Genomic DNA, 18400 nt, shown 5'->3' on the forward strand with positions numbered 1-18400 from the left:
GTCGATAGAATCGCCCCACAACCCACACTCAGGCACGCTCACACAGTGCCGCACACATCGCCCGAGGAGACCTCCATGTCAGAGAACGCTGCGTCCGCCATTCCCGACAAGCCCGCATTGGAAGGTCTCGAGGCGAAGTGGGGTGAGCGCTGGTCGGAGCAGGGGACCTTCCTGTTCGACCGCGCCGGTGCCGCGGCATCCGGCCGTGAGTGCGTCTACTCGATCGACACTCCCCCGCCCACGGCGTCGGGCAGCCTGCACATCGGCCACGTCTTCTCGTACACGCACACCGACATCAAGGCCCGCTTCGAGCGGATGCGCGGCAAGAAGGTCTTCTACCCGATGGGCTGGGACGACAACGGCCTGCCCACCGAGCGTCGCGTGCAGAACTATTACGGCGTGCGCTGCGACCCCTCGCTCCCCTACGACCCCGGCTTCACGCCGCCGTTCGAGGGCGGCGACAACAAGTCGTCCCGCGCCGCGGATCAGCAGCCGATCAGCCGCCGCAACTTCATCGAGCTGTGCGAGCGGCTCACCGTCGAGGACGAGAAGCACTTCGAGGCGCTGTTCCGTCAGCTGGGCCTGAGCGTGGACTGGACCCAGACCTACCGCACGATCTCGGACGACACCATCCGGCAGAGCCAGCTCGCCTTCCTGCGCGGGCTGGAGCGGGGCGAGGCGTACCAGTCGCTGGCGCCGACCCTGTGGGACATCGACTTCCGCTCCGCGATCGCGCAGGCCGAGCTCGAGGATCGCGAGCAGCAGGCCGCCTTCCATCGGGTGGCGTTCCACAAGAGCGACGGCTCGGGCGACATCCACATCGAGACGACCCGTCCCGAGCTGCTCGCCGCGTGCGTGGCCCTGGTCGCGCACCCCGACGACGAGCGCTACCAGCCGTACTTCGGGTCGACGGTGCGCACCCCGATCTTCGACGTCGAGGTGCCCGTGCTGGCCCACCACCTCGCGCAGCCCGACAAGGGCTCCGGCATCGCCATGATCTGCACCTTCGGCGACGTGACCGACATCGTGTGGTGGCGCGAACTGGATCTGCCCAACCGCACGATCCTGGGCATGGACGGCCGGGTGCTCGCGGATGCCCCCGAGGCCATCGTGTCGGATGCGGGCAAGGCGGCGTACGCGGAGCTGGCCGGCAAGACCGTCTTCAGCGCCCGCAAGCAGATCGTGGAGCAGCTGCAGGCGTCCGGCGATCTGGTCGAGGTGGGCAAGCCCTTCAGCCACGCCGTGAAGTTCTTCGAGAAGGGCGACCGTCCGCTCGAGATCGTCTCCACCCGCCAGTGGTACATCCGCAACGGCGCCCGCGACGAGCAGCTGCGCGACCAGCTGCTCGAGAACGGTCGCCGGATGGCATGGCATCCGGACTTCATGCGGGTGCGCTACGAGAACTGGGTCGGCGGGCTCACCGGCGACTGGCTCGTCTCCCGTCAGCGCTTCTTCGGCGTGCCGATCCCGGTCTGGTACGGCCTGGACGAGAACGGCGAGCGCGACTACGACCGCGTGATGGTTCCGTCGCACGACCGGCTGCCGATCGACCCGACGAGCGACGTGCCGGAGGGGTACACCGAGCAGCAGCGCGGCGAGCCGGGCGGCTTCGACGCCGAGAAGGACATCTTCGACACCTGGGCGACCTCGTCCCTCACCCCGCAGCTGGCCGGCGGCTGGCAGCGCGACGAGCAGCTGTGGAACCTGGTGGCTCCGTTCGACCTGCGCCCGCAGGGCCAGGACATCATCCGCACCTGGCTGTTCTCGACCATGCTGCGCTCGACGCTCGAGGACCAGCGCGCGCCGTGGCGCAACGCGGCCATCTCCGGCTTCATCGTCGACCCCGACCGCAAGAAGATGTCCAAGTCGAAGGGGAACGTGGTCACCCCGGCCGACATCCTCGACAAGCACGGCTCGGATGCCGTGCGCTACTGGTCGGCCTCCAGCCGCCTGGGAATGGACGCCGCCTTCGATCCGCAGAACCCGACCCAGGTGAAGATCGGCCGGCGCCTGGCGATCAAGATCCTCAACGCGGCGAAGTTCGTGCTGTCGTTCCCCGTACCGGAGGGCGCACAGATCACCCACGCGCTCGACGCCTCGATGCTGGCCACGCTCGACCGGGTGGTCCGCGAGGCGACGGCGGCGTACGAGAACTACGACCAGGCGAAGGCTCTCGAGGTCACCGAGGCGTTCTTCTGGGCGTTCTGCGACGACTATCTGGAGCTCGTCAAGGAGCGCGCCTACGACCAGACCGATGTCGGCCAGGCGTCTGCGGCGCTGGCGCTGCGCCTGGCGCTTTCGACCCTGCTCCGCCTTCTCGCGCCGATCGTCTCCTTCGCGACCGAAGAGGCCTGGTCCTGGTTCGAGGACGGTTCGGTCCATACCGCCACCTGGCCGGAGCCGCTCGACATCGACGGCGACGCGACGGTGCTCGCGACCGCGAGTGAGGCGCTGATCGGCATCCGCCGGGCCAAGACCGAGGCGAAGGCCTCGCAGAAGACCCCGGTGTCGACGGCCACGATCTCGGCGCCCTCCGCGAAGATCGAGGCACTGCGCGCGGCGGCCGACGACCTGCGCGCGGTGGGCCGGATCGCCGAGCTGAGCTTCGCCGAGGCTGATGAGCTGGCGGTCACAGCGATCGAGCTGGCCCCGGTGGAGGCGTGATGCAGCTGGGGACCCGCTGGGCCGCGGGGGCGCGGCCGCCGGCATCCGTGCCGGCCGAGCTGCACCCCGCCATCGCCGAGGTCGAGGGACGCGGATTGACCGGCCATTGGACCCTCACCTGGCTGGAAGGCCGCCCGCTGGCAGAGCTGGATGCCGGATGGGAGGTCCTGCTCACCGCGTCCGGCGAGGTCGTCGCCCGCCCCATCGAGGACTAGCTTCCGTCACCGCGGCTTCCGTCACCGACCATCCGGCCGCACCAGCGGCAGGAAGACGTCGTCCACGATCTCGATGATCATCTCATCGGTCAACGGGGCGGCGGTGATCAGCATCTCGTGCCGGAACAGGTCGACCGCGACCGACCGCACGCGCCGGGTCAGCTTGGCCGCATCCGCCTCCCCTCGGGCGACGGCGCGCTCCAGGATGACATCGAGCGGACCGCCTCCTCGCGGGCCGAGCGCTCGCTCGCGCACCTCGGCGAACGTGCGACCGGAGTCGGCGTAGTAGGCACCCATGAAGACGCTCATCAGCGGCGCGACCGAGCCGCGCAGCCGGTTCGATCGTCGCAGCGCCTCGATCATGTCCTCTCGCAGGCTGCCGGTGTCGGGCGGCGTCGTCTCCCGTCCCTGATTCAGACCGTGGGTGAGTGCCGCCTCCAGCAGGTCGTCACGATCGGGCCAGCGGCGATAGATCACCGAGCGGCTGGTGCCGGCCCGTTCGGCGACGGCATCGATCGTGAAGGCGTTGTATCCGCCCTCGACGAGCTGGTCCCAGCCCGCAGCCAGGATCGCGTCCTCGAGCTCTTGTCCTCGGCGACGCTTCGCCGGCTTCTCAAGATCCATTTGTGTATCTTATCGGATCCGCGTACACTCCAACGCTAGATACACACCTGTATCTTATCTGAAGGAGCTCACATGTCAGCGACAACAGCGCCCGCCATCCCCCGCAGCGCCATCATCTCGGCACTGGTGCTGGTCATCGGCGGCCTGGCCGTCATCTTCGACGGAACCATCATGAGCGTCGCGCTGGCGACACTCGCCAGCGACCTCGACGCGCCCGTCAGCACGATCCAATGGGTGACCACGGCCTACCTGCTCGCCCTCGGCGTCGCGATCCCGGTCGTCGGCTGGGCGCAGGTGAGACTCGGAGGAAAGCGTCTCTGGATGATCGCACTCACGATCTTCCTGCTCGCCTCGATCGCGTGCAGCCTGGCCTGGGACGCCCCCAGCCTGATCGCCTTCCGCGTCGTGCAGGGCATCGGCGGCGGACTGATGATGCCGCTCATGGCGACGCTCGCGGTCCAGCAGGTTCCTGCTGGAGCGAGCCTCGGACGTCTCATGGCGATGGTCAGCCTTCCCGCCGCACTCGGGCCCATCCTGGGCCCGACGCTCGGCGGACTCATCCTCACCTGGCTCGACTGGCACTGGATCTTCTGGATCAACGTGCCCTTCTGCGTCATCGGTCTGGCATTGGCCTGGCGGCTCCTCCCCTCGGATCCTCCGCAGGGCCGGCCCGCACTCGACTGGCGCGGCCTGGTGCTCATCTCCCCCGCACTCGTCGGCATCCTGTACGGCCTCTCGAACGTCGGCCAGGACGGCGGATTCTCCCGCACCGACGTCTGGCTCCCCCTCCTGGCCGGAATCGCGCTGGCCATCGCCTTCGTGCTCACCCAGGTGCGACGGCGCGCGGGAGCCCTGATCGACGTCGGACTGCTGCGGCGGCCGACGGTGGCGGCCTCGGGCGCGATCCTGTTCCTGTCCGGAGCCGCCCTGTACGGATCGATGCTGCTGCTGCCGCTGTACTTCCAGATCGTGCGCGGCGCCGACGTGCTCGCGGCGGCGCTCCTGCTGATTCCCCAGGGGGTGGGCGCGCTGCTCAGCCGCACGATGGCCGGGCGACTGACCGACTCCCTCGGAGCACGCAGCGTGGCGATCGCGGGGTTCGTCGTCATGGGCCTGGCCACGATCCCCTTCGCCGTGGCGGACGCCGGCACGGACATGACCTGGCTGATGATCGCGCTGCTCGTGCGCGGGTTCGGCATGGGCACCCTGATGATCCCGATGATGTCGGTCGCGTTCGTCGGACTGGAACGCGATCAGGTGCCGCACGCGAGCATCATCACCCGGCTCGCACAGCAGATCGGCGGCGCTTTCGGGACGGCGATCCTGGCCGTGATACTCGAGGCGACGACCAGCGGCGCGACCGACCTCACGGCACTCGCTGCCGGCTTCGACACGGCCTTCTGGTGGGCCGTCGGGTTCACCGTGGTCGCCGTGGGCGTCTGCATGGCACTGCCGTCGCGGACCGAGCCGGCGGAGGCTGCGCCCGCCACTCCGAGCGCTGCGGCATCCTGACGGTCGCGAGACGAGCGTCCTCAGCGCGGGCGCGAGCCGAGCGAGAGCAGGGCGATGTCGAGCGCGCGGGGGTCCCGCCTGCGCGCCTGCTGCTCGCGCAGCGTGTGGAAGGCGATCTCCCGCCGCTCGGCCCGTTGGGCGATGCGGTGGTCGACGTAGCGGGAGATCGCGACGGCGAAGGCGCGAAGGGCACGCTCGAGCGCCGTCGGGGTCGCGAGGCGAAGCGTCGCACTGGTCATGATCACTCCTCGTTCCTGGCGTCGTGCATCCGGGGTGGGGCCTGATCGAAGATCTCGGCCCGCAGCGAGACGCGCCGGGCGCCCGAAACGCCCTCCTGGCCCTTGTACCGCTCGACGATCGCGTTCACGACCGAACTCATCTCGGCGGTCACCTCGGCCATCTGCGCGGGGGTGAGCTCCAGCGTCGACGTCATCACGAGCCCGGCATCCCGCCACTCCTCGGGCTGCTCCGAGTCCGGACGGTTGAGATAGTCCATCAGCGTCTGATGGCGCAGGCGGAAGAACTCCGAGGTGACGATCTGCGCGGCAGCTCGGTTGGACGGCGACATGCTGTCGTCGGGGCCGGGCAGATTGATCCGCCCTCGCGGCCTCTCCCACCAGCGCTCCCGGGCGGTTCCGCGGTCACGCACCTCGCGGATCAGATCGTGCGCCGCGAGCGCGCGCAGGTGATAGCTCGTCGAGCCGGAGGTCTCGCCGATCAGCGCAGCGAGCGAGCTGGCCGTCTGCGGTCCGCGCTCGCTGAGCAGGTCATAGATGCGCACGCGCAGTGGGTGCGCGAGCGCCTTCAGCGCGCCGGCGTCGAGGGTGCGGACCTGCCTGTTCTCCGTCATGGATGCAAAGATACACTTGCAAACCCATCTTTGCAAGTGTTTCTTTGCAATAGGTTCTTTGCACAGCCTCCGCGTCAGCTCGCGGCGGCGCGGGCCGCGACGAAAGCGGCGACGCAGCGTTCGATCTGGTCCCGGGTGTGGGCCGCGGAGAGCTGCACGCGGATGCGCGCGCGCCCGCGGGGGACGACCGGAAAGCTGAACGCCGTGACGTAGACGCCGTGCGCCTGCATCTCATTCGCGATACGCGCCGTCATCCCGGCGTCCCCGAACATCACGGGCACTATCGGGTGCTCTCCCGGCAGCAGTTCGAAGCCCGCCGACGTCATCCGTTCACGGAAGAGCGACGCATTCTCCCGCAGACGCGCACGCAGGTCGGCCGAACCCTCGACGAGGTCGAGAGCGGTGAGCGTTCCGGCGACGATGGCCGGTGCCAGCGTGTTCGAGAACAGGTAGGGCCGTGAGCGCTGGCGCAGCAGCGCCACGACATCCCGATGCGAGGCGACATATCCGCCCGACGCGCCGCCGAGGGCCTTGCCGAAGGTGCCCGTGTAGATGTCCACGCGGTCCGACACGCCGCACAGTTCCGGCGTCCCTCGACCGTTCTCGCCGATGAAGCCCACCGCATGCGAGTCGTCGACGAACACGAGCGCGTCGTAGCGCTCGGCGAGATCACAGATCTCCCGCAGCGGCGCGATGTACCCGTCCATCGAGAAGACGCCGTCGGTGACGATCACCCGGAATCGCGCGTCGGCAGCATCCTTCAGCTGCTGCTCCAGATCGGCCATGTCACGGTTGCGGTAGCGCAGGCGGCGCGCCTTGGAGAGCCGGATGCCGTCGATGATGGACGCGTGGTTGAGCTCGTCGGAGATGATGGCGTCCTCCGCCGAGAAGAGGGTCTCGAACACGCCGCCGTTCGCGTCGAAGCAGGACGAGTACAGGATGGCGTCCTCGGTTCCGAGGAAGGCCGACAGTCGACGCTCGAGCTCCAGATGCTGCTCCTGCGTGCCGCAGATGAAACGCACGCTCGCCATGCCGTATCCCCACTCGTCCAGGGCACCCCTGGCCGCATCGAGGATGCGGCCGTCATCGGCGAGGCCGAGATAGTTGTTGGCGCAGAAGTTCAGCATCTCCGCACCGCCGGCGGTGATCTCGGCGCTCTGCGGTCCGCGGATGCCCCGTTCGTGCTTGGTGAGCCCGGCCTCCTCGATTCCAGCGAGCTCGGTCTCGAGGTGCGTCTTGAAGGTGCTGTACATCAGAGTTCCGTCCAATCGAGGATGATCTTGCCCGTGCCCGCGGCCTCGGCGGCGGCGAACCCTCTTTCCCAGTCCCGGGCGGGGATCACCTCTGCGATGACCCGGCCGATCGAGTCGCGCAGTGCAGCACTGGTCTGCAGCATCGCCCCCATGGCGTTCCACGTCTCGAACATCTCCCGGCCGTAGATGCCCTTGATGGTGAGCATGTGGGTGACGAGTTTGCCCCAGTCGATGTCGAAGCCGACGCCGGGAAGCCCGAGCATGGCGATGCGCCCGCCGTGGTTCATGTTGTCGATCATCGCGGGCAGGGCGCTCGGCGCGCCGCTCATCTCGAACCCGACGTCGAACCCCTCACGCATCCCGAGAGCGACCTGCGCCTCACGGATGTCGTGCTTCGAGACGTCGATGACCTGATCGGCGCCCATCGTCGCCGCCATGGCCAACCGGGGTGCACTGACATCGGTCGCGGTGATGAAACGTGCGCCGGCATGCCGGGCGACGGCGATCGCCATCAGCCCGATCGGGCCGCATCCCGTCACCAGCACGTCCTCTCCGACGAGGGGGAAGGTCAGGGCCGTGTGGACGGCGTTGCCGAGCGGATCGAAGATCGCGCCGAGCTCGGGGGTGACATCGTCGTGATGCACCCACACGTTGGTCGCCGGCAGCGACACGAACTCGGCGAACGCTCCGTCGCGCTGGACGCCGAGCCCGATCGTGCGGATGCACATGTGCCGGCGTCCCGCCCGGCAGTTGCGGCAGGTGCCGCAGACGATGTGGCCCTCGCCGGAGACACGATCGCCGACGGCGATGTCGCGCACGAGAGATCCAACCTCGACCACCTCGCCGGAGAACTCGTGTCCGGGGATGAGCGGCGCCTCGACCGCGGAGTCGGCCCAGTCGTCCCAGCGTCGGATGTGCAGGTCGGTGCCGCAGATCCCGGTTCGCAGCACCCGGATGATCACATCCTCCGCCCCTGCGGTCGGGTCCGGGCGGTCTGCGAGCTCGAGCCCGGGGGCGGCGGCGGGCTTGAAAAGAGCCTTCATGCTTCGATACGACCGCACCGGACGATGTAGATCAATCACCAGTTCCTGCACAATCCATTCAGAAGCCCTAAAACATAAGATGGCGGGCATGGAACTCCATCAGCTTCAGATCCTTCGAGAGCTGGGAGCGCTCGGCAGCGTGACGGCCGTCGCCGAGGCGCTGCGCGTGACGCCCTCCGCCGTGTCGCAGCAGCTGGCGGCGCTGCAGCGGGGAGTGCGGACTCCGCTGACACGCAAACAGGGGCGCACGCTGGTTCTGACGGCGGCCGGTGAGGTTCTGGCGACGGCCGGCGCCGATGCGATCGATGCGATGGCGGCGGCGCGCAGCGCGTTGGACGAGTTCGAGCACGACGCGACAGGACCGGTGTCGGTGAGCGGATTCCACAGCGTGGGTCAGGCGCTGTTCGGACCGCTCCTGCGCGCTCTCGCGGCATCCGATCCGTCGCCGATCGTGCATCTGACGGACGAGGACGTCGCTCAGAGCGAGTTCCCCGCCCTCACCGCGCGCTACGATCTGGTGCTGGCGCACCGGATGCAGCATTCCGCCCCCTGGCCGGTCAGCGGCATCCGCAGTCTGACCCTCGTGCGTGAGCCCCTGGATGTCGCCGTAGCGCGTTCGCATCCGCTCGCCTCCCGCGATTCGCTGTCCCCGGCCGACGTCGCAGGTGAGAACTGGGTGACGAGCCGCATCGGCTACTCGCCGGACGACGTGCTGAGGGCGGTGGCGGCTGTCGCCAACCGTCCGGTGCAAGTGCATCACCGCATCAACGATTACGGCGCGGTGGCCGCGGTGGTCGCGACCGGTGACGCCATCGGCATGCTGCCCCGATACACCTCGCGGAGCGTGGACGATCGCGACATCGTCCGACTGCCGCTGGAGGGTGTGAACACGCTCCGCTCGATCGATGTGCTCGCACGGCCCGAGAACCTCCGCCGCCGATCGGTCCGCTCCGTGACCGAGGCGCTGCAGGGTGTGATGGCGCGCCTCAGCAGGTGAGCGGTGCGCCGAGGCCCAGGTCATAGGCTCGAGGGATGACCGAGCTCTCCAACCCGCTGCTGCAGCCCTCATCCCTGCCGTACGGCCTGCCCGACTTCGCGGCGATCCGGCCCGAGCACTACCTGCCCGCCTTCGCACGGGCGTTTCAGGAGCAGCTCGCCGAAGTGAGCGCGATCACCCGGGTGCGGTCCGTGCCGACGTTCGCGAACACGATCGAGGCGCTGGAGCGCAGCGGCGAGCTGCTCGACCGGGTGGCGCACGCGTTCTACACCGTGAGCTCGGCCGACGCGACACCGCAGATCCAGGCGATCGATGAGGAGCTCGCACCGCTCATGGCGGCGCATGACGACGCGATCCGGCTCGACGGTGAGCTGTACCGGCGCGTCTCCCAGGTGCACGACCAGCTCGACGAGCTCGACCTGGATGCAGAGCAGCGCTACCTCGTCGAGCGGCACTTCCGTGAGATGACGCACGCCGGCGCCGCCCTCGGCGACGAGGCGAAATCGCACCTGACCGAACTGAACAAGCGCCTGTCGACGCTGAGCGCCGTGTTCGAGAAGAACCTCCTGAACGACACGAACGATCTCGCCGTGCTGTTCGATGACGCAGCGGAACTCGACGGGCTGACGGCGGGCGAGCTCAGCGCGACGGCGCGGGCCGCTGCGGACCGCGGGCACGAGGGTCTCCATCTCGTCGGCCTCCCCCTGTTCAGCGGCCACCCCTACCTCTCCGCGCTGACGGTCCGTGAGAGTCGTCGTCGCCTCCTGGAGGCGTCGCGGTCGCGCGCGTCGCGTGGGAACGCGAACGACAACCGTGCAGTGCTCACCGAGATCGTGCGACTGCGCGCGGAGCGCGCCGCCCTGCTCGGGCATCCGTCGCACGCCGCATATGTGACGTCCGACCAGACGGCGGGCACGCCGGAGGCCGTCGAACGCATGCTGCGGGAGCTCGCGGCTCCCGCAGCGCGCAACGTCGATCGCGAGAGGGTCGCTCTGCAGGAGATCATCGACTCCACCGAATCGGCGCCGTTCGCACTCGAAGCGCATGACTGGGCGTTCTACACGGAGAAGGTCCGGCAGGCTCGGTACGACATCGACACAGCGGCGCTTCGTCCCTGGTTCGAGGCCGAGAGGGTGCTGCGCGACGGCGTGTTCTTCGCCGCGACCCTGCTCTACGGCGTGACCTTCACCGAGCGCGACGACCTGCTGGCCTATCATCCGGATGCCCGGATCTTCGAGGTGCACGATTCCGACGGCTCGGCGGTGGGACTCTACGTGCTCGACCTCTACACGCGCGACTCCAAGCGAGGTGGAGCGTGGATGAACCCCATCGTCAGCCAGTCCGCGTTGCGCGGAACCCTGCCGGTGGTGGTCAACAACCTCAACGTGACGCGACCCGGCGACGGGCAGCCGACCCTGCTCACCCTCGACCAGGTCACCACCCTCTTCCACGAGTTCGGACACGCCCTGCACGGGCTGTTCGCGCGCGTGACGTATCCGCACTTCGCCGGCACGAACGTGTTCCGGGACTTCGTGGAGTTCCCCAGTCAGGTGAACGAGATGTGGATCCTGTGGAGCGAGGTGCTCGGCAACTACGCCCGCCACCACGAGACCGGCGAGGCACTGGACCCGGTGATCGTCGAGCGGCTTCGCGCGACCGAGACCTTCGACCAGGGCCGCGCGACCGCCGAGTACCTGGCTGCCGCGTGGCTGGACCAGGCGTGGCACCGCGTCGCCGACGGAGCGGATGTCGAGGACGTCGTCGGCTTCGAGGCATCCGCCCTCGCCGACATCGGCCTCGCGAACCCGCTGGTCCCGACACGGTACTCGTCGACGTACTTCGCCCACGTCTTCTCGGGCGGGTACAGCGCGGGCTATTACTCGTACATCTGGAGCGAGGTGCTCGACGCGGACACCGTCGAGTGGTTCCGCGAAAACGGCGGGCTCACTCGCGAGAACGGCGAGCGGTTCCGCGACCGGCTGCTGGGCGTCGGCGGGTCAAAGGACCCGCTTGAGGCCTACCGCGACTTCCGTGGCCGGGATGCCGACATCGCCCCGTTGCTGAGGAGGCGTGGTCTCGAGGACTGACCCCGCTCAGAGATGGGCGAGGGCCTTGTACCAGGTGAGCTGGTGGAAGCTCTGCAGCAGCTGCTGACCGAGGTCTGCGACCGGCACCGCGTGCACGGTGATCGTCTCGCTGTCGTCGAGCGACTGCTCGGCGACGCGGACGCACCCCTTCGCGAGGAAGTGGTGCACGCGATTGGCGTGGTTGCCGAAGTTGGCCCAGGTCGCGCCGAGCTCGATCATCTCGGATGCCGTGAAACCGGTCTCCTCGAGCAGCTCGCGTCGTGCGGCATCAGCCGGCTGCTCTCCCGCCTCGACCGCGCCACCGATGGTTCCGAGCGCCACGATGCCGGCCCCGTGCCGATACTCCTCGACGACGAGGGCCTCACCGGAGGCGCTCAGTGCCAGCACCGAGATCCAGTCGTCGGGTTCGAGCACGTAGTACGGTGCGATCCTGCGGCCCAGGGCGTCTTCGCAGTCGTCCGCGCGAAGGCGGATCCAGCGGTCCGAGACGATCGTGCGGCTGTTGCGAACGTGCCACGGTGTCGGCCGGGCGCCCATCTTCCGGATCCGCCGGTCAGGCGCTCTTGCGCTTGCGCGACATCACGACGGTGGGCGCAGCCCCCTCTTCGACCGCCGACTTCGTGACGACCACCTTCGTGACGTCCTCCGCCGACGGGATCTCGAACATGATCGGTCCCAGCACGTCCTCCAGGATGGCGCGCAGACCACGTGCTCCGGTCTTGCGGAGCACCGCCAGGTCGGCGATCGCGCGCAGCGCGTCGTCCTCGAACTCCAACTGGACGCCGTCGATCTCGAACATGCGCTGGTACTGCTTGACCAGCGCATTGCGCGGGCCGGTGAGGATGTCGATCAGCGCATCCTGGTCCAGCGGCGACACGGAGGTGACGACGGGAAGACGGCCGATGAACTCGGGGATCAGACCGAACTTGTGCAGATCCTCGGGGAGGACCTCGCCGAACAGGTCGAGGTCCTTGCCCTTGTCGTGCAGAGGCGCGCCGAAGCCGACGCCGTGCTTGCCCACCCGTGCCGAGATGATGTCTTCCAGGCCCGCGAACGCGCCGGCGACGATGAACAGCACATTCGTGGTGTCGATCTGCAGGAACTCCTGGTGCGGATGCTTGCGGCCGCCCTGCGGAGGCACGGAGGCCACGGTCCCCTCGAGGATCTTCAGCAGCGCCTGCTGCACGCCCTCGCCCGACACGTCGCGGGTGATGGAGGGGTTCTCGGCCTTGCGAGCGATCTTGTCGATCTCGTCGATGTAGATGATGCCCGTCTCGGCGCGCTTGGTGTCGTAGTCGGCCGCCTGCAGGAGCTTGAGCAGGATGTTCTCGACGTCTTCTCCGACGTAACCGGCCTCGGTGAGCGCGGTCGCGTCGGCGACGGCGAAGGGCACATTGAGGCGCTTGGCCAGGGTCTGCGCGAGGTAGGTCTTGCCGCATCCGGTCGGACCGAGCATGAGGATGTTGCTCTTGGCGACCTCGACCTCTTCCGCCTTCTGTTCGGCGGACTGGATCGTGCCGCGAGCCCGCACGCGCTTGTAGTGGTTGTAGACGGCGACCGCGAGCGAGCGCTTGGCCGCGTCCTGCCCGACGACGTACTCCTCGAGGAAGGAGAAGATCTCGCGCGGTTTGGGCAGCTCGAAGTCGGCGACGGGACCGCTGCCGGCCTCGGCCATCCGCTCCTCGATGATCTCGTTGCACAACTCGACGCACTCGTCGCAGATGTATACGCCGGGGCCGGCGATCAGCTGCTGCACCTGCTTCTGGCTCTTGCCGCAGAAAGAGCATTTGAACAGGTCAGCGCTCTCACCGATGCGTGCCATGCGCGTCCTCCTCGAAGCGAGCGGCCAGGCGGGGTCCTGGTGCCGTCAATCGAGCCTAACCGGATGGACCGACACCGGGCCGCATTGGCGCGCACGCGGCAGGGCCCGGTCCGCCGTCAGCGGAACCGGGCCCTGACTGCCGGATGCGGATCGGCGCGTCACACCATGCTCTTGGTGTGCCAGACGGTCTTCGTCTCGGTGAACGCGGTGATCCGGTCCAGGCTCTGGTCGACCACGCCCGGTCGCAGCACGCGCTTGAGCGTGTCGGCGGCCGCGATCTCGAAGTCGACCCAGTCCAGGTCCCCGGCACCGGCCAGGTCGATCGCGTTCACGTCGGCGTGCGAGGCGAGCCACGGCGTGATCTCGGCGGGCGAGCCGGTGAGCACGTTCGCGACACCCCCAGGAACGTCGCTGGTCGCGAGCACCTCGGCCAGGCTGATCGCCGAGAGCGGGAAGCGCTCGCTGGCGATCACGACCACCGTGTTGCCGGTGACCAGCGCCGGCGCGATGACGGACACCAGGCCGAGCAGCGACGAGTCCTGCGGCGCGACGATCGCGACCACGCCGGTGGGCTCGGGAACCGAGATGTTGAAGTAGGGACCCGCCACCGGGTTGGCGTTGCCGCCCACCTGCGCGTACTTGTCGCACCAGCCGGCGTACCAGACCCACAGGTCGATCGCGGCGTCCACCTGAGCGCCTGCCGCGGCGGCCGAGACGCCCTCCTGATCGACGATCTCGTCGATGAACTGCGCGCGGCGCCCCTCCAGCATCTCCGCGACACGGTACAGCACCTGTCCGCGGTTGTAGGCGGTCGCGCCCGACCAGCCCTTCACGGCGCTGCGCGCCGCGACCACCGCGTCCCTGGCATCCTTCCGGGATGCCTGCGCGGCGTTGGCGAGAAAGGCGCCCTGGGCGGAGAGCACCTCGTAGGTGCGGCCCGACTCGCTGCGCGGGAAGGCTCCTCCGATCGCGAGCTTGTACGTCTTCGGAACGCTGAGCCGGTTGGTGTCGGTGGGTCGCTTGCTCATGCCGATGCTCCCTTGAGGTACGCGGTCAGGCCGTGACGGCCGCCCTCACGGCCGTAGCCGGATTCCTTGTAGCCGCCGAACGGACTCGACGGGTCGAAGCGGTTGAAGGTGTTCGCCCACACGACGCCGGCACGCAGCCGATCGGCGACGGCGAGGATGCGGGATCCCTTGTCGCTCCAGATCCCGGCGGACAGACCGTACGGCGTGTTGTTCGCCTTGGCGACAGCCTCAGCCGGGGTGCGGAAGGTGAGCACGGACAGCACGGGGCCGAAGATCTCGTCACGGGCGATGCGGCTCGACGCCTCGACACCGGTGAAGATCGTGGGTGCGAACCAGAAGCCCTTCTCCGGGATGGCGCAGTCCGCCGTCCAGCGCTCGGCGCCCTCGGCCTCGCCGATGTCGCTGAGCTCGCGGATGCGGGCCAGCTGTGCGGCGGAGTTGATCGCACCGATGTCGGTGTTCTTGTCGAGCGGATCTCCCAGGCGCAGGGTCGACAGGCGGTGCTTGAGCCGGTCGACGACCTCGTCGTGGATCGACTCCTGCACCAGCAGGCGGCTGCCCGCGCAGCAGACGTGGCCCTGGTTGAAGAAGATGCCGTTCACGATGCCCTCGACCGCCTGGTCGATGGGGGCGTCGTCGAACACGATGTTCGCGGCCTTGCCGCCGAGCTCGAGTGTGACGCGCTTGTCGGTTCCTGCGATCGCCCGGGCGATGTCGCGGCCGACGCCGGTGGAACCGGTGAAGGCGACCTTGTCGACGTCCGGGTGGCGCACGAGCGTCGCCCCCGTGGGGCCGGCCCCCGTGACGATGTTGACCACGCCCGCGGGAAGATCCGCCTGCTGCAGGATCTCGGCGAAGATCAGCGCCGTGAGCGGCGTGGTCTCCGCCGGCTTCAGCACAACGGTGTTCCCCGCCGCCAGAGCCGGAGCGATCTTCCAGGCGAGCATGAGCAGCGGGAAGTTCCAGGGGATCACCTGACCCGCCACGCCCAGTGCCCTCGGGTTCGCGCCGAGTCCGGCGTAGTCGAGCTTGTCCGCCCACCCCGCGTAGTAGAAGAACCACGCCGCGACGAGCGGCACATCCACGTCACGGCTCTCCTTGATGGGCTTGCCGTTGTCGAGACTTTCCGCGACGGCCAGCTCTCGTGCGCGCTCCTGCACCAGGCGCGCGATGCGGAACAGGTACTTGCCCCGGTCGCGGCCGCTCATCTTGGACCACACCTTGTCGTGCGCGCGCCGCGCAGCGGCCACGGCGCGATCGATGTCCTCGTCGGATGCCGAAGCGATCTCCCCGATGCGGCTCTCATCCGCGGGCGAGATCGTGTGGAAGCTCGAACCGCTGCCGTCGACGAACTCGCCGTCGATGAACAGCCCGTAGCTGTCCTTGAGCTTCAGGATCGCCTTCGATTCGGGCGCGGGAGCGTATTCCAGGAATGACATATCTGATCTCCCTGTCAGTCGATGGTGACGTAGTCGGGGCCGGAGTAATGGCCGGTCGTGATCTTCTGGCGCTGCAGCAGCACGTCGTTGAGCAGGCTCGACGCGCCGAAGCGGAACAGGTGCGGCTGCAGCCACTCCTCCCCCGCGGTCTCGGCGACCGTGACGAGGTACTTGATCGCGTCCTTCGACGAGCGGATGCCACCGGCCGGCTTCACGCCGATCCTCTCGCCGGTGGCGCGGTGCCAATCGCGGACGGTCTCGAGCATGAGCAGGGTTGTGGGCAGCGTGGCGGCCGGCTGCACCTTCCCCGTGGAGGTCTTGATGAAGTCGCCGCCGGCGAGGATCGACAGCCAGGAGGCGCGCTTGATGTTGTCGTAGGTGTTCAGCTCGCCGGTCTCCATGATGACCTTGAGCGACGCGTAGCTGCCGTCCTCACGACGGCACGCCTCTTTGACGCGTGCGATCTGGTCGAAGACCAGCCCGTAGCGCCCCTCGAGGAATGCCCCGCGGTCGATGACCATGTCGATCTCGTCGGCGCCCGCGGCCACGGCATCCGCCGTGTCGGCCAGCTTCACCTCGAGTGACGCGCGCCCCGACGGGAATGCCGTCGCGACCGCCGCGACCGAGATGCGCCCGTCATCCGGGTCGCCGTGCAGCGCTCCGAGGGCCTCCACGGCGTGCCCGACCATGTCGCCGTACACGCACACCGCGGCCACCAGCGGGGTGGTCGGGTCGGATGCGTCGGGGGTCTTCGCCTTCGCGACCAGCGAGCGGACCTTGCCCGCGGTGTCGGCGCCTTCGAGCGTGGTGAGATCGATCAGCGAGATGATCCTGTCGAGGGCCCAGGCCTTCGAGGTGGTCTTGATCGAGCGCGTGCCGAGTCCGGCGGCGCGCTGCTCGAGGCCCACCGCGTCGACGCCGGGCAGGCCGTGCAGGAACCGGCGCAGGGTCGCGTCGTCGGGCTCACCGCCCAGGACGTCGACGGCGTTTCGCCGTGTGAGTTCTGTGGTGGTCACATCTCCTCCAGGAGTTCGAGGGCGGTGGATTCGTCGGTCACCAGGACGTTGCACAGTCCGTTGCTGACGACTGTACGCGCGATGTCGTGCTTGGCGGCGCCGGCGGTGACGAAGATGGAGCGAGGCGCTGCGCGCACCTGGTCGAGTCCGACGCCGACGGTGCGGGCGTCGAGCCGGGGATCGACGATGTTCCCTTCCGCATCGATGTAGCGCCCGAGCAGATCTCCCACGGCGCCGCGGCGGGCCAGCTCGGTCATGTCGTGTGCGGTGAGGTATCCGTTCTCGACATGCGCGGACGCCGGATCGCACGGCCCGGCCGTGAAGAGGAAGGTGCTGGCCTGTGCCGCCTGGTCGAGGGTGGATGCGACCGTGCGGTCGGACTCGATCGCCTGCTTGGTCTCGACGCGCTCGAGGATCGCGGGACTGGGCAGAAGCACCGCCTGTCCCGAGCCGCGCTGGGCGATGGTCATCGCGACGGAAGCCGCCCCGCCCGATCGCCTGTTCAGGCTCACTCCCCCGTTGGCCTGCACGACCGTGACGCCGCGTGCCCAGCCGTCCGGCAGTGCGTCGGCGATCGCCGTGAGGGTGCGCCCCCCGGCTCACGGCGAGGGTGCGCGGGACGGGTCGCAGCGCTGCGAGCATGTCGGCGGCGGCGCGGGCCACCCGGTCGAGGACGGCGTGCTGCTCGTCCGGTGCAGGCACGACGACCGCGTCCTTGAGACCGAAGCGCTCGACCAGCGCGCGTTCGAGGCCGAGTCGGCGGGCCCGCGGATGCACGATCTCGATGCGCACGATGCCGCGCTCCCGCGCCTGCACGAGCAGACGCCCGGCCTTCCATCGCGAGATTCCGAGGAGTGCGCCGATCTCGTCCTGCGTCTTGTTCTCGTCGTACGAGAGCTCGGCCACACGGACCATCAGCAGTTCGTCGTCCACGGCATCCTCCTTCGCGTCCAGCCTACGATTCCGCCGACGCACGCGCACGCGTCTGCTCAGATGAGCAGCACGGGCCGCCCCTCATGCGCATCCGCGGGCCGGCATCCTCCCGTTCCGCGCCGCCTGCACCGTACGCCCCGCGCGGAGATGTGCGCTTGCCGCGGACGAATCCGACGAGAACGTCCGCGCGACGCGCACAAGTCCGCGCGAAGCGCACACGCGAGAAGAGCGGCCCGAGGTGTCCCGGACCGCTCTTCGTGATGGTGCGTGTCAGCCGCGCTTGCGCGAGGTGAGCACCTGATCGACGATGCCGTACTCGAGAGCCTCGGCTGCCGAGAGGATCTTGTCGCGGTCGATGTCGCGATTGACTTGCTCCACCGGCTTGCCGGTGTGGCGGGCCATGGTCTCCTCGAGCCAGGTGCGCATACGCAGGATCTCGGCGGCCTGGATCTCGATGTCGGAGGCCTGGCCGTGGCCGGCCTCGCCCATCGCCGGCTGGTGCATCAGCACGCGGGCGTTGGGCAGGGCGAGTCGCTTGCCCGGGGCACCGGCGGCGAGGAGCACGGATGCCGCAGAAGCCGCCTGCCCGAGGACGACCGTCTGGATCTGCGGCGCCACGTACTGCATAGTGTCGTAGATCGCCGTCATGGCCGTGAACGAGCCGCCGGGCGAGTTGATGTACATCGTGATGTCGCGCTCGGAGTCCTGGCTCTCGAGCACGAGCAGCTGCGCCATCACGTCGTCGGCCGAGGCGTCGTCGACCTGCACTCCGAGGAAGATCACGCGGTCCTCGAAGAGCTTGTTGTACGGGTCCTGGCGCTTGAAGCCGTAGGCGGTGCGCTCCTCGAACTGCGGGAGGATGTAGCGGCTCGAGGGCAGGCTGCCGGCGGCGCGGAAGGTGGGTGTGTACATGTGTT

Annotated in this window: 17 protein-coding genes; 5 read left to right on the forward strand and 12 right to left on the reverse strand. The window is 68.7% G+C overall.

Annotated features, from left to right (window positions below; translation table 11 throughout):
- The first annotated feature begins 75 nt into the window (after positions 1-75).
- Both valS and ACFWHT_RS09085 read left to right on the forward strand, forming a co-directional pair.
- Entirely contained in the window at positions 76-2664 is a 2589-nt protein-coding gene (valS, locus tag ACFWHT_RS09080; RefSeq protein ID WP_378827525.1) for a valine--tRNA ligase, read from the forward strand.
- On the forward strand, positions 2664-2879 hold the full coding sequence (locus tag ACFWHT_RS09085; protein ID WP_378827527.1) for a hypothetical protein: 216 nt from the start codon (positions 2664-2666) through the stop codon (positions 2877-2879). The genes valS and ACFWHT_RS09085 overlap by 1 nt, the downstream gene beginning before the upstream one ends.
- Before the next feature lie 21 nt (positions 2880-2900).
- Here ACFWHT_RS09085 and ACFWHT_RS09090 read toward each other — a convergent pair whose 3' ends face one another.
- Positions 2901-3503, reverse strand: coding sequence for a TetR/AcrR family transcriptional regulator (locus tag ACFWHT_RS09090; RefSeq protein ID WP_378827529.1), 603 nt, complete (start codon positions 3501-3503; stop codon positions 2901-2903).
- A gap of 72 nt (positions 3504-3575) precedes the next feature.
- On the opposite strand from ACFWHT_RS09090, the gene ACFWHT_RS09095 reads away from it, so the two are divergent.
- A complete protein-coding gene (locus ACFWHT_RS09095) occupies positions 3576-5015 on the forward strand; it encodes an MDR family MFS transporter (RefSeq protein WP_378827531.1) in 1440 nt (479 codons plus the stop codon).
- Between the two features lie 20 nt (positions 5016-5035).
- Here the strand turns inward: ACFWHT_RS09095 and ACFWHT_RS09100 are convergent, their stop codons facing one another.
- The 4 genes from ACFWHT_RS09100 to tdh form a co-directional block, all read right to left on the reverse strand.
- Positions 5036-5254 (reverse strand): hypothetical protein, encoded by a 219-nt coding sequence (locus ACFWHT_RS09100; protein ID WP_378827533.1) that lies wholly within the window; start codon positions 5252-5254, stop codon positions 5036-5038.
- 2 nt (positions 5255-5256) lie between these two features.
- Positions 5257-5865 (reverse strand): ArsR/SmtB family transcription factor, encoded by a 609-nt coding sequence (locus ACFWHT_RS09105; protein WP_378827536.1) that lies wholly within the window; start codon positions 5863-5865, stop codon positions 5257-5259.
- Positions 5866-5939: 74 nt separating this feature from the next.
- The gene (locus tag ACFWHT_RS09110) at positions 5940-7118 is read right to left on the reverse strand and encodes a glycine C-acetyltransferase (RefSeq protein WP_378827965.1); all 1179 of its coding nucleotides are present in this window, start codon (positions 7116-7118) and stop codon (positions 5940-5942) included.
- The gene (gene tdh, locus ACFWHT_RS09115; RefSeq protein ID WP_378827538.1) at positions 7118-8161 is read right to left on the reverse strand and encodes an L-threonine 3-dehydrogenase; all 1044 of its coding nucleotides are present in this window, start codon (positions 8159-8161) and stop codon (positions 7118-7120) included. The genes ACFWHT_RS09110 and tdh overlap by 1 nt, the downstream gene beginning before the upstream one ends.
- Positions 8162-8249: 88 nt before the next feature.
- On the opposite strand from tdh, the gene ACFWHT_RS09120 reads away from it, so the two are divergent.
- Both ACFWHT_RS09120 and ACFWHT_RS09125 read left to right on the forward strand, forming a co-directional pair.
- Positions 8250-9158 carry a LysR family transcriptional regulator gene (locus tag ACFWHT_RS09120; protein WP_378827540.1) on the forward strand — a complete coding sequence of 303 codons (909 nt, stop codon included), beginning with the start codon at positions 8250-8252 and terminating at the stop codon, positions 9156-9158.
- A gap of 35 nt (positions 9159-9193) precedes the next feature.
- On the forward strand, positions 9194-11245 hold the full coding sequence (locus ACFWHT_RS09125; protein WP_378827542.1) for a M3 family metallopeptidase: 2052 nt from the start codon (positions 9194-9196) through the stop codon (positions 11243-11245).
- A gap of 6 nt (positions 11246-11251) precedes the next feature.
- Here ACFWHT_RS09125 and ACFWHT_RS09130 read toward each other — a convergent pair whose 3' ends face one another.
- The 7 genes from ACFWHT_RS09130 to ACFWHT_RS09160 all read right to left on the reverse strand — a co-directional run bounded on the left by ACFWHT_RS09130 (position 11252) and on the right by ACFWHT_RS09160 (position 18395).
- On the reverse strand, positions 11252-11782 hold the full coding sequence (locus ACFWHT_RS09130; protein WP_378827543.1) for an NUDIX hydrolase: 531 nt from the start codon (positions 11780-11782) through the stop codon (positions 11252-11254).
- A 16-nt stretch (positions 11783-11798) separates the two neighbouring features.
- Entirely contained in the window at positions 11799-13067 is a 1269-nt protein-coding gene (clpX, locus tag ACFWHT_RS09135; protein ID WP_378827545.1) for an ATP-dependent Clp protease ATP-binding subunit ClpX, read from the reverse strand.
- Positions 13068-13225: 158 nt separating this feature from the next.
- On the reverse strand, positions 13226-14095 hold the full coding sequence (locus ACFWHT_RS09140) for an aldehyde dehydrogenase family protein (RefSeq protein ID WP_378827546.1): 870 nt from the start codon (positions 14093-14095) through the stop codon (positions 13226-13228).
- Entirely contained in the window at positions 14092-15534 is a 1443-nt protein-coding gene (locus ACFWHT_RS09145; protein ID WP_378827547.1) for an aldehyde dehydrogenase family protein, read from the reverse strand. Before ACFWHT_RS09145 ends, ACFWHT_RS09140 begins: the two co-directional genes overlap by 4 nt.
- 14 nt (positions 15535-15548) lie before the next feature.
- Complete coding sequence (gene deoC / locus ACFWHT_RS09150) at positions 15549-16550, reverse strand: deoxyribose-phosphate aldolase (RefSeq protein ID WP_378827549.1); 1002 nt, start codon at positions 16548-16550, stop codon at positions 15549-15551.
- The gene (locus tag ACFWHT_RS09155; protein WP_378827967.1) at positions 16547-17125 is read right to left on the reverse strand and encodes a sugar-binding transcriptional regulator; all 579 of its coding nucleotides are present in this window, start codon (positions 17123-17125) and stop codon (positions 16547-16549) included. Before ACFWHT_RS09155 ends, deoC begins: the two co-directional genes overlap by 4 nt.
- A gap of 628 nt (positions 17126-17753) precedes the next feature.
- Positions 17754-18395 (reverse strand): ATP-dependent Clp protease proteolytic subunit, encoded by a 642-nt coding sequence (locus ACFWHT_RS09160; RefSeq protein ID WP_378827551.1) that lies wholly within the window; start codon positions 18393-18395, stop codon positions 17754-17756.
- Positions 18396-18400: the final 5 nt, after the last annotated feature.

Source organism: Microbacterium sp. NPDC058342 (assembly GCF_042723935.1).
Classification (GTDB): domain Bacteria; phylum Actinomycetota; class Actinomycetes; order Actinomycetales; family Microbacteriaceae; genus Microbacterium.